The following is a 12,383-nucleotide window of genomic DNA, read 5'->3' as shown; positions in this document are numbered from 1 at the left end:
GAAATTTACGTTTGCTAAAGCTAGCGCTAAATTGGCAAAAATAAGCGATAAAGTGCGGTTCTGTAATACCTTGTAACGCTTTTTTATAGTTTGAAAAACTTTTTGATCTGAATTAAAGGCAATTGAACTTGTACTAGTAAGATCAATAGAAGTGGCTAAACTTAGCTGGGCATGATCAGTTCTTTGCAATAATTGATAAATGATGTTCAAAAGGAGGTTATATGTACGTTGCGTTGAAATGGGACCATATTATCGGGGCACATTTTGTGCAGTGGATTGTCGTAAAGTGCAATGGTATATCGGATAAATTTGGATTACCTCAAGCCTTACCACCTAGGCGTGATATTGCCTATTTCACTGATCCTCAATCGGCGGAGCAAGATGCTAAACAATTTGCGGATTACAAAAATACCGGGCAAATGGCGGATATTGAAAAAAAATACTCACCTAATTTGGGGGAGCACCATGGCTTTTGTCACTATGCGTGGGATCACACCTATCTCGGTGAATTAGTAAAGCACGCTGTGCTCTATTGGGAAGATGGCAAACACTTCTCACCTGAACCATATCGAAGCGATATTGCTTATTTTATCGATCCGCAAACAAGTGAAATGGATAGTATTTTCTTTGCACAATATAAACTAGAGCGAGCAAGGTTGCTTAGGCAGAAGCAAGACGCAGGCTAATACCAATTGGTATAGCATATCGACTCACCTCATCGATTGATGAGGTGAGTTTGTCTAAGCAGTTACTGAGCGTTGTCTATATCACTTTGCGCGTAAGTTGGGTAGTCACTTGGTTTAAAGCGATTGAGGTTATTGAGGAAACGACTGTCTTTAACGGGCAAGGTGGCGGAGCCATAATCATATTGATTGAGCTTTTCTCGTAATGCTGTGTTCGAAATTCCATCTCCAGCCATTTTGTACCAACTGATGATAGCGGGTGTGACAAAGCGGTGATAGTTGTTTTCAGCGATTTCGTTTGATTTGGCAAAGCGCAGTGCATGGGTCAAAATGCCGTCTTTATGATAGACAATTTTTAAGTGGCCATTTTCGAATGGTAGCTCATTAGCAGGTTTAGTGAATAAGTCGCCATGTGCGCTATAGCTACCATGTGTAACTATCCCATCTCGAGTCCATACCGCTGCATATTCCCAGTCATGGCGGTGACCACCACCAAAGTAGTCAAACACTTGGTCTTTTTTGAAGTAAAGTGCATAGAAGTGTCCACAATACTCGCCGTTAGTTGTTGTTTTACAGGCGTAGCGGTGCACAGTATTAGAGGTATTTAAAAATTGATTATCTCTGCAATCTCCTGTGATGCGGCCCGATGTTTTTAGCCCTGAATTTTGCGCGCCAGTTCTACTGATCCCAGCACTCGGCAGGCAACCATCACCATCAAAATCAAACACAGGTTCAGTACCGTTGATAATGTAGGGTGCTGGGAGGGCTTCGTCTAATGCAGCAAAGTCATTGGCGTAAGCATATTGTGCAGACGCAGCAATAATCGCGAGGGACAATAAAGGGAGTTGTGTTGTTGTCATACAGCTTTCCTTAATAAATGCGGTTGTGCCGTTTTGCACAACCGCTATTGATTAGAATCTAAGGTTAAAAAATAAGTATGACTTAAATGTATATTTAATGTTAAGTTTTTTGTTGGTTATTCAGCTTGTTTTGAAAGTCAGATCTGACAATTTCAAGTGCAGCCATGACTTCCTCCGCAGGAAGATCATGCTCCTCTAACAACATAATGAGGTCGACGGCAAGCTTTACATGAGTTGGCGCTTGTTCTAAAGGGGTACTCATACTTGAAATTGTTCCTTTTTAGCGATTTGTGAAATGGCAAAATCAATCGCACGCTCTACCGCCTGTTCCATTTTTACACGCTCGGGCTGAGGCAGGTAAAACTCCATGTCGACATCGTAGCGAATATAACGCGATGGTAGTTGGTTCAATACAGTACAACAAAAGTCAGCCATTACGTCTTCATCATAAATTTTATCTAACTTACGACGGACGATATGTTCGACGACCAGCTTCTCATAATAATTATGAATATCATCATGTAACTTCATACAGCCTCCTGCACATTCCTTTTAAGTTTATATCATAATAGCGGGGTTATCGAACAAAGCCAAAAAGGTTTGTTGATGTATATCTACAAGATGATCAACTTCGCGCTGGTAGCCCCCACCCAGAGCAAAAGCTAATGGGATATTGAGGTGATGAGCATACTCAAAAACAATCGAATCTCGAGCTCTAACACCTTGCTTTGAAACACTAAAGTGTCCTAGTTCATCGCCTTGATAGACGTCTGCACCAGCGTTATAGAGGATGATGTCTGGCTGGTATAATCGAACCGCCAGTTGTAAGGCTTCGCGGACGGTTGCCACATATTGCGCATCCTGTGTATTCACAGGTAAGGCAAAGTCCAAATCGGATTGCGGTTTAATGCGAGGAAAGTTACTTTCACAGTGGATGGAGCAGGTAATGATATCGTCTCTATCTGCAACGATCGTTGCTGTGCCATCGCCTTGATGTACGTCACAGTCAAAGATCAGCACTCGCTCAACCCGTTGATGTGCAATGAGCGTTGCCGCGACCACCGCCCAATCATTAAATATGCAAAAGCCGCTGCCAAAATCGCGATGTGCGTGATGATAGCCGCCGCTTAAGTTTGCTCCAAATCCATATTCGAGCGCATACTTTGCTGCCGCTAAACCGCCACCTAGAGAAATCAAAGTGCGTTCAACTAGTTGCTCACTCCAAGGAAAGCCCATTTTCTTAATTGCTTTTTCGCTCAACGTGCCGTTTAGAAAGCCATCAACGTAATTACTGTCGTGGCAAAGTTGCAGTGCATCAGCTGTGATTTTTTGCTCGGGTTCTTTGATAAATTTAGCAAATCTACTGGCGTTTATTCGTTGGTATAATTTTTTATACTTGCTGATAGGGAAGCGATGCTTTTCAGGCAGGCTCAACTCGCTATAAATAGGGTGGTAGTACAGCATTAACGGCTCTGACTTTTCTCAACTTCTTGAATTTTTTGCTCGGTGGCGGAAATGGCTTTTCTACAGCGGCCAAGGCGGGCATGAAGGGCTAATATTTCGGCATTGAGTTTGGCAGCTTGAGTGGGCTCTGCTTTGTCCATCTGTAGTCTTCTGAGATCAATCATTTCTTGCAGTCGACGCTCAAATTCATGATTTTGTGACAGCTCCTGATATAACTCATGGGACGACTGCATAATCTTCTGCACTGCCTTCTTATACACTTTGGCTTTTTTTGGTGTATTCAGTTTGTTTTCTTTCGCCCAGACCGGGGTTGATTTTAACACCTTCAACACGGCTTCCATTTGTGAACCTATCCGCTCGATGGCAAATGTAAAGGCGTGGCGCTGCGCACTTGGCGGTAGGTGGGACATTGCTTCTGCTATTTCTTCAACATAGTCGCTGAGCTTTAAGCTTTTAGTTCGAAATACACGGGCATCAAATAAGCTGGGCTGTGACTGCATATAACGATTCTTATCAAACCATTTCGCGGAGTCAAATTGCGCTGCTTGTTGCTTTAAGCGGCTGACTTGTTGCTCAAGCTTAATAAGCCCTGTGCTCACGAGAAATAAGCCTCAAAAATGAGCTTGCCAGCAAGTACAATAACCACAGTGTTAAAGAGTGGTTTGATTAGTTTGTTGCCAAACTTAATCGCAGAATGCGCACCAAGCCAAGCTCCAAACATTAAAAAGGCGCCCATGGTGATACCCAGCATAAAGTTAACATGACCCAAGGCTACAAAGGTGATAAGCGAAATAAAGTTGGAAACAAAGTTCATTGAACGAGCAAGACCACAGTTTAAAAGTAAGCTCATTTTATAGAGCATACTGTTAGACGCAGTCCAAAACGTGCCAGTACCAGGTCCTGCCATACCATCAAAAAATCCCAACGATAAACCTTGCGCCCACTGCTTGATTTTGAGTGTTCGATTCGCTTCTGGCAAAGTATGGGAATCTGTTGGGCTTAGCCTACCGACTAAGCTATAAATTGCGACAGCGATGATAATAACGGGGATAAGTTTATTTAAAAACTCGATACTTAAAAAGTCGACAAGTAATGTGCCCAATACGGCACCTATCGCCGTGGCAATAATAGAGCCAATCCAAAAGCTAGGTTTGAATAACTGCTTTTTGTAGTAGGTAAAGCTCGCAGTTAAGGAGCCAAAACTCGCGGCAAGCTTGTTGGTACCTAAGGTTAAATGCGGAGGAAGGCCAGCAGTAAGCAAAGCTGGTACGGTTAGCAGCCCACCACCACCTGCAATTGCATCAATAAATCCAGCAGCCAGTGCGACTAAGCAAAGTAACCCCCAAGTTGTGGGATCTAAAGCGAGTTCAAACATTATTAATCAATTTGCCTTTTGTATGGTGGCAGAGTATCAAGCATGGCTTTGCCATAACGTTTTGTAACTAAACGTCTATCTAAGATGGTGATACGGCCGGAGTCTGATTCCTTACGCAGCAGTCTACCACAGCTTTGTACTAATTTCTTTGCAGCATCGGGTACCGTGATAGATAAAAATGGATTCCCACCTTTACTTTGTACGAATTCCGCCTGGGCTTCCTCAATAGGGGATGTTGGCACGGCAAAAGGGATCTTAGTCACCACGAGGTTCTCTAAGTATTTTCCGGGTAAATCTAGTCCCTCGGATAAGCTTTGTGTACCAAATAAGATACTGCCACGACCTAAGTCGATATTTGCTTTATGACGAGTGAGTAGGGCGTCACGGGAAAGCTCACCCTGTACCAAAATATTGAGATTTTTACCTCTTAATTTTTCTACCACATGATTCATTTGCCAATAAGAAGCAAACAGTACAAGGTTAGCCTTACTGGTGTCTAAATAGGTTGGCAGGGCATCCGCTAAATAATCGCTAAAGGCTTTATCCGTTGGATCTGTTTGGGTTTTTGGCAAATGCAATGTCGCTTGATTGGGATAATCAAACGGAGAATCAGCCTTGATATATTTAACACCAGGCTCTTTTGCCAACCCACTTTCGTGGGCGAAATGATCGAATGTGCCCAAAGCACTGAGGGTTGCGGAGCAGAGCACCGCGCCTGCACACTCTCGCCAGAGGTGATCCTTCAAATAATAGCCGACTTCAATCGGACAATCGCAAAGTAAATGGTCGTGATGGTGTTTGTATTCTAAGCGTTTTATCCACCTTGCATGTGGCACGCTGTCGCCTTTTCGAGCATAGCTAAACCAGAGTTTGTTGAGTTGCTCAAGTCGGTTGATATATTGACCGCTTTCAACCAATAACGGGTCGGCTAAAAAAGCTTGTACATCGCCGTCTGAAACATCGCCCGATAGAGCATCATGCATCTTGGTAAGGCAACGCAGTGCATCTTGCGTGGCATCCGCAATATCTTTTGCTTTTACGGTGAGCGCTTCAGGTACTTCGCCATGACTAAAGCGGTAGGTATCGTCATCGTTATAAGTAAAGTCGCTCTGATCGAGTATATCCCTTACCGCTCTAAGGTACTTCGCAGCGTCATTGGCTGCATCATTCAGTTTGAAATTCTGCCCAATGGCTTTTTGCGAAACCACGGTGTTTGCCATCTTTCCGCTAAACTTAAGTAGCTTTTCAAGCCACTCGATAGTGCCTTTAATCGTTGCCGCTGCAGAAGAAAAATCTCTGGTAATATGAGGCAGGTGGTGCGCCTCATCAATTACGTAAAATGTTTCTTCTGGTTCCGGTAATATCGTTCCGCCACCTAGTTCTAAGTCGGCCAGTAACAAAGCGTGATTAATCACCAACACATCCATTTGTGCAATCTTTTGTCGAGCTAAATGAAAAGGGCATAAGTGATGAGATTTTAGTTGCCGTTGGCAGGCGTGTTTATCACAAGCGATAACATTCCAAACTTTATCTGGAATTGTGTCTTCCCAGCTATCTCTATCACCTTGCCAGCGCTTTTCTTGGTAAGCAAGTGCTAACTCTCTTAAGCACCTTTGCTCCATTTGAGAAAGCGGACTGCTGGTTGTCGGCATCATCGACATTTGCATCTCATCATCGCTGACGGCAGCCATCAGTTTTTGTACACAGATGTAGCGTTGACGGCCTTTTACGAGGTCAAATTTAAAGTCTATGCCTGAATGTTCTTTTAAAAATGGCAACTCTTTGTTGATCAGCTGTTCTTGTAAAGCGACGGTTGCAGTCGAGATGACGAGTTTCTTTTTACTTGAGAGTGCAACAGGAAGCGCGCCGAGTAGATAGGCTAAAGATTTTCCAGTACCTGTTCCTGCTTCAATCACGCAAATACGTTGAGTGCGGTGATAATCACCAGAGAGTGTTTTTGCGATTTCGGCGACCAGATAATTTTGACTCGGACGAGGACGAAAGCCATCTAAAGCGGAGGCGACATTTTGATGTGCTTGGCGGATGGTTTTTTTTAGTTTGTCTGAGAGCATAATCTATTTAGCCTAGAGTTCTGATATGAAGCAAGCCTACCACTTGAGTCTCGATTTTTAGTTAATCACTGCGTTAATGGATAGGTTTTATTCTGTTTGTGACTTTATGTTCAATAAACAGGTGGATATAATTACAGTGATTCGTCTATTTTAGGGTGGTATTGGAGTTGGCACAAGCGATATATCAGGGCTTTATTTTATCGAGACAGCAGATGCAGGTAAATGGCCAACTGCGCTTGTGTTATTGGCTCAAATCGCAACATCAGTTACTCAAGGTGTGGGTAGAGGATGAGCAGCCACTCTTTTTCATTAAACAAGATAAAAAAACGGAAGTAGAGCTGCTGCTAAGTCGCGCTCAGTTGCAGTTTAGCATCTCGCCAAGTCAACTAAAGCACTTCGATCAAGCTCCTGTTTGTGTTGTGAAATTTCGCACCTTGAATCACTTCTATGAGGCAAAACAGCTACTTGAAAATAAAATCGCGTTATATGAAGAGGATATTCGCCATTCCGACCGCTATTTAATGGAGCGCTTTATTCGCGGAGCTGCTTGGGTCAAAGGTAAAGCCACGCAAAAACCGGGCTATATCGAAATTACTCAGGCGCAATTTAAGGCTTGCGATGATTATAGGCCACACCTTGAAATGCTTTCTATCGATATAGAATGTAACGGCGAGGGGGTCTTATTTTCGGTGGGTTTAGTGACCGATACCAAAAAGCTGGTGATCATGATAGGTGAGGCGCAACATGCTGCCGTCAATGTCGTTTGGGTTGAAGATGAAATTGCGTTACTAGAAGAGCTGGTCAAGCAAGTGAATCGTTTAGACCCAGATGTGTTAATCGGGTGGAACGTGATTGAGTTCGATGCCGCAATACTTGTGGAGCGCGCGCAGGCTAACGGCGTCGCACTTGCGATAGGGCGAGATGGCGGAGCGATGTCAACCTTCAAAGGTAACTATACCCGGGTGTTTATTCCGGGGAGAGTGATGCTAGATGGCATCGATATGATGAAAAATGCGACCTATCACTTTGAAACATTTAAACTGAGCTTTGTGGCTGAGAAGATTTTGGGTGCTACCAAGCTTATCGCACAGGACGACAGGCTTGAGGAAATCATCAGGCAGTTTCATCATGATAAACCGGCGCTCGCAGCGTATAACTTACAAGATTGTCAGTTGGTGCTCGACATTTTTAGTAAACTAAACTTACTTGAATTTGCCCTCGCTCGAACTCAGTTGACGGGTTTGGAACTCGAGAAAATGGGCGGCTCAGTCGCTGCGTTTACCAACTTGTATTTACCGTTACTGCACCGTAGCGGTTACATTGCACCAAATTTATCTGAGCATGGTATTAACTTTGACAGTCCCGGCGGTTATGTCATGGACTCAAAGCCAGGCCTCTACCAAAATATTTTGGTACTCGATTTCAAAAGCCTTTACCCCTCAATTATCCGCACTTTTTGCATTGACCCTATGGGGTTAATAGAAGGATTACAGCATCCTGAACGTGCCATAGAGGGCTTTAATGAAGGTAAATTTAGCCGCACAGAACATCATTTACCGGGTTTAGTCGCCGCGCTCTCCAGCGCACGTGAACAAGCTAAATTAGACAAAGACATGATGCTCTCACAGGCGATTAAAATCATCATGAATAGCTTGTATGGCGTACTTGGTTCAAAAGGCTGTCGCTTTTACGATCCCCGTCTTGCGAGTTCAATAACGATGCGCGGTCATCAAATAATGCAACAAACGCGAACCTGGATTGAACAGCTTGGATATGAGGTGATCTACGGCGATACCGACTCAACTTTCGTCTGTTTACCCGAGTCTTTGCGTAGCGAAGCGTGCCAAGCAATAGGCAAGCAGCTGATGGTAGAAATTAATGAGCGCTGGCGCGCTTTACTTACGGAAAGCTTTGGTCTTCACAGTTATTTAGAAATAGAGTTTGAAACACATTATAGCCCATTCTTTATGCCCACCATTCGTGGTCAAGAAGTCGGCTCTAAAAAGCGATATGTTGGGCAGATCACAGATCTTGGCGAGCAAAAGCTGGTTTTTAAAGGAATGGAGACCGTGCGTAGTGATTGGACGGAAATTGCAAAGGAATATCAACAAGCAATTATTCGCGCGCTGTTTGACGGGCTCGACACCGTTGAGATCACTCATCAATACATAAATGAGATTTTCGCTGGAAAAGTAGACGAAAAACTTATTTATAAAAAGAAGCTTGGTAAGTCTGTTGAGTTATATACAAAAAATATCCCTCCTCAGGTAAAAGCTGCGAAACAAGCTATCGAAGATGGATTGTTGCAAACTGCTAAAAAGGGGGCGCAAATACCGTATTATTTAAGTACCGATGGACCCAAGTTCGCGCAGCAAGGCAAGCTTGTAGATATTGATTATTATCAATACATTGAAAAACAAATTCTTCCTATATATCAGATGCTTCCAAATGCATCTAAGCTATCAATTCGTTCAGATGGGCAACAAAGTTTCGATTTGATTTAATAGGGATCGTGCTTTCAAATTGCAGCCACCTTCAAGTCTCAAAATTAATTGATCAGCAAAAACACACTAAAATGAAGTTCCTTTTTTGTTAACTAAAATGGTGTGTTTCACCTTATTTTCATATTTAGTCCCGTTTTTGTGGATTTTTATTTTTATCAAGCTCACGGTTATGTGGTTTTGTTGTTTTAATTCAGTATTTTATGTTGATATTTATTTGTGCCTGCAATTGGTAATTGCAAAAAATGGTATAATTAACCTTGATCATTACTCGGGTGTTTGTTTAATATCTTGCCCCTAATGTTGCCAATTTAGAAATTAACAAGGCGACAAAATAATAATTAATACAAGCTGTTTACAATAAAACAATCCAGGGTGATTCACATGCTAAACAATAAGTTAACTAAGGCGATTCGCTTAGCGATCGCGTTTGGTGGCGCTAGCGCTGCCGTGTTTGCAACCAATGTAGTTGCAGAAGAAGAAGGCGCGAAAAGCGTTGAGCGTATTGAAGTTACAGGTTCTCGCTTAAAGCGCACCGACCTTGAATCTACTGCCCCAATTACTGTTATCGGCGGCGAAGCGCTTGGCGATATGGGTATCAGTAACGTTGGTGAATTTGTTCAATCAAACCCAGTTATGTCTGGATCACCAGCAACAACAACGCGTAACAACGGCGGTAGTGGTGGTGTATTTGTAGAACTACGTGGTTTAGGTTCAGAGCGTACGCTAGTACTTATCAATGGTCGCAAGCCTGTAAGTGCAGACTTCCAGAATATTCCTGCTGCGATGATCGACCGTATCGAAATTCTAAAAGATGGTGCTTCGGTTGCGTATGGCTCGTCAGCAATGGCTGGTGTTGTAAACATCATCACCAAAAAAGAACTTACTGGTGTTGAAGTTAAAGCAACAACGTCTTGGTATGACATGTTTAGTGGTGGTAAAGAGCAAAGCTTCCAACTAGTTGGTGGTAAAGAGTTCGATGCAGGTCATATCACAGTAGGTTTCGATTATACCAAGCAGGATCCAATCTATCAGGGTGACGTGAAAGATGTTAACTTCTTCCAATACCCTTGGCAGGTGCTCTCAGAAGAAGGTGCTAAGAGCTTTTACGAGAACGGTTTAATTCCAGATGGTGACAATGCGAACGTATTCATTTTAGGGTCTGGTTCTACTCCTTGTGGTAATTTCTACGTTGAAGGTAAAGGTAACTTTACCAACGACAAATGCCCAAGTGGTGGTGACGGTAAGCCTTCTCTAAGCGACATGCGTCCATTTGTTGGCGGTGGTGAAGTAAACGATACTTACAACTACAACCCAGTAAACTTAATGCAAACACCTTTTGAAGTCGTTAACTTCTTTGTTGATACTTCATTTGAGTTAAACGATGACCTTGTTGTATATACAGAAACACGCATCAATAAGCGTACCTCAAAACAGGAACTTGCGGCTGTACCTTTCGACACAGCCTATGACCCAGGCTATGTAGTTACACTGTCAAATGGTTCGACGGCTAACGGTGTGTCAGCTGATAACTACTATAACCCATTCGGTGAAGATGTTTATCGCTCTCGTCGTCGTATGCTAGAGGGTGGTCGTTACTTTGAACAAGATTATGTTCGTTTCCAACAAGTTGCAGGTCTAAAGGGCGCAATTAACGATAACTGGCAGTTCGATGCTTACTACAACTATGGTGCAAATAGCCTTCAAGATACTGACTTTGGTCAGCTATACGGTCCACACCTAGCAAAAGCTTTAGGCCCATCATTCAAAGATGACGCTGGCAATGTGGTATGTGGTACGCCTGACGCACCTATTTCTGATTGTGTATCGTTAAATGTATTTGGTGGCCCAGGAACTGTGACGCAAGAGATGCTTGACTACATTACTGCTCCACTAGGCGATCACTATAATGATTCATTCCACCAAGTTCGTGTTGACGTGTTTGGTGAGCTATTTGAAGTCCCAGCAGGTTATGTTTCAAGTGCATTTGGCCTTGAGTATTACACCACTGAGTTTGAACAAGTAAATGATTCTGGTAAGTTCTTTGATTCAGTGACTGGTAACACCAGTAAGCCACTAACAGGTCTATCTAAGAACTACACAGCTGCATCGGCAGAGTTCTTGATCCCACTAGTTCGTGATTTAGGTGTTGAATCTGCAGATTTAACGCTAGGTGCACGTTATGACGACTTTAGCACAACTGGTTCAAACTTCTCTTGGATGGCTAAAATTGAGTCAAACATTTTTGATGGCTTAAAGTTCCGTGCAAACTATTCCGAAGTATACCGTGAACCAACGCTAAGCGATTTGTATTCGCCAGAGCTTGATTCATTTGAAAGCGCTTCAGATCCGTGTTCTGCGGCAAACATTGGTGGTTTATCTGCAGCCGGTCAGGCTAAATGTCTTGAAATGGGGGCTCCAGCAGGCGGTCACAACAGTGCTGACGCGCAAGTTCGTACACGTTTAGGTGGCAACACAGGTGTTCAATCTGAAGAAGGCGAAACATTCACTATTGGTTTTGTGTGGGCTCCTGATTTTGTTGAAAACTTAGGTGTCACTATTGATTACTGGGATATCAACATTGAGGGTAAAATTGGTTCTCTAGCAACTGATGATATTCTGCAGGGTTGTTATGCTGGTCTTATCGAAGATATGTGTGCAAAAATCTCACGTGGCTTTGATGGTTCAGTTGACCGTGTAGACAGCCGCACTACAAACTTACAAAGTATGACTGCTCGCGGTATCGACCTTGATGTGAATTATTCATTTGACACAGACTTCGGTGCATTTGTTGCTAGCGTATCATGGACTCACTTCTTAGAGCGTGGAGAAGAAAACTTTGATGGTGAAACAGGTACATTTATCGTTGAAGATCTCGTTGGCAGATTTGAAGATGACACGTCTTACTTTGAAGACAAAATCTTATTCAATCTACGTTATGACCTAGACAACCTACGTGTTGTGTGGGCTGCAAACTATCAGTCTGGTCTTGAGTACGGTGATCTAACTTACATTAAGCGTGATAATTACGATTCACTAGCAGGTTTAGTTGCTAAAGTTGATTCATATGTGTATCACGATTTAACAGCACAATACTCATTTGACACGAACACAACGGTGCAAGCCGGTATTCGTAACCTAACGGACGAGCTACCTCCTTATATTGAAACAGCGTTCAATGCGAACACTGATGAAAGTAACTTCAAGCTATTCGGACGTCAGTTCTTCTTAGGTGTAACTCAGAAGTTCTAACCGAAATTTAGCAATTTTGACCCAAATCGGCCTCTGTTGAGGTCGATTTTTTGTCTCAAAAATAAGTCCGAGTCCGATCTCACTAAACACTTTTCCTTAACAACTCCAACAGCGTATTGATTGCTTTTACACAGTGATGCTTACAATGAACAACTGATACATAGCAACACTTGATG

10 protein-coding genes are annotated in these 12,383 nt (G+C 43.0%); 3 read left to right on the top strand and 7 right to left on the bottom strand.

Annotated elements, in window-relative coordinates; translation table 11 throughout:
- Positions 1–221 precede the first annotated feature (221 nt).
- Complete coding sequence (locus tag ABMY45_RS02995) at positions 222–686, top strand: hypothetical protein (protein WP_102057251.1); 465 nt, start codon at positions 222–224, stop codon at positions 684–686.
- Positions 687–748: 62 nt separating this feature from the next.
- Here ABMY45_RS02995 and ABMY45_RS02990 read toward each other — a convergent pair whose 3' ends face one another.
- From ABMY45_RS02990 to dinG, 7 genes are all read right to left on the bottom strand, one after another.
- Entirely contained in the window at positions 749–1,543 is a 795-nt protein-coding gene (locus tag ABMY45_RS02990; RefSeq protein WP_010606571.1) for an NPP1 family protein, read from the bottom strand.
- A gap of 100 nt (positions 1,544–1,643) precedes the next feature.
- A complete protein-coding gene (locus ABMY45_RS02985; RefSeq protein ID WP_010606572.1) occupies positions 1,644–1,805 on the bottom strand; it encodes a DUF2496 domain-containing protein in 162 nt (53 codons plus the stop codon).
- On the bottom strand, positions 1,802–2,074 hold the full coding sequence (locus tag ABMY45_RS02980) for a late competence development ComFB family protein (RefSeq protein WP_010606573.1): 273 nt from the start codon (positions 2,072–2,074) through the stop codon (positions 1,802–1,804). Before ABMY45_RS02980 ends, ABMY45_RS02985 begins: the two co-directional genes overlap by 4 nt.
- A 27-nt stretch (positions 2,075–2,101) precedes the next feature.
- Entirely contained in the window at positions 2,102–3,007 is a 906-nt protein-coding gene (locus ABMY45_RS02975; protein WP_349288360.1) for a histone deacetylase, read from the bottom strand.
- The gene (locus ABMY45_RS02970) at positions 3,007–3,606 is read right to left on the bottom strand and encodes a primosomal replication protein (RefSeq protein WP_349288359.1); all 600 of its coding nucleotides are present in this window, start codon (positions 3,604–3,606) and stop codon (positions 3,007–3,009) included. The genes ABMY45_RS02975 and ABMY45_RS02970 overlap by 1 nt, the downstream gene beginning before the upstream one ends.
- Positions 3,603–4,382, bottom strand: a complete 780-nt coding sequence (locus ABMY45_RS02965; protein WP_206473341.1) for a TSUP family transporter — start codon at positions 4,380–4,382, stop codon at positions 3,603–3,605. The genes ABMY45_RS02970 and ABMY45_RS02965 overlap by 4 nt, the downstream gene beginning before the upstream one ends.
- A gap of 2 nt (positions 4,383–4,384) precedes the next feature.
- The gene (gene dinG / locus ABMY45_RS02960) at positions 4,385–6,454 is read right to left on the bottom strand and encodes an ATP-dependent DNA helicase DinG (protein ID WP_102057249.1); all 2,070 of its coding nucleotides are present in this window, start codon (positions 6,452–6,454) and stop codon (positions 4,385–4,387) included.
- Between the two features lie 167 nt (positions 6,455–6,621).
- Between dinG and ABMY45_RS02955 the strand changes: the two genes are divergently transcribed.
- Both ABMY45_RS02955 and ABMY45_RS02950 read left to right on the top strand, forming a co-directional pair.
- On the top strand, positions 6,622–8,958 hold the full coding sequence (locus tag ABMY45_RS02955) for a DNA polymerase II (protein WP_206473343.1): 2,337 nt from the start codon (positions 6,622–6,624) through the stop codon (positions 8,956–8,958).
- A 381-nt stretch (positions 8,959–9,339) separates the two neighbouring features.
- The gene (locus ABMY45_RS02950; protein ID WP_010606579.1) at positions 9,340–12,207 is read left to right on the top strand and encodes a TonB-dependent receptor; all 2,868 of its coding nucleotides are present in this window, start codon (positions 9,340–9,342) and stop codon (positions 12,205–12,207) included.
- The last annotated feature ends 176 nt before the right edge of the window (positions 12,208–12,383 follow it).

The organism is Pseudoalteromonas sp. XMcav11-Q (assembly GCF_040104525.1).
Classification (GTDB): domain Bacteria; phylum Pseudomonadota; class Gammaproteobacteria; order Enterobacterales; family Alteromonadaceae; genus Pseudoalteromonas.
This window is presented reverse-complemented; position numbering and strand designations above follow the sequence as displayed.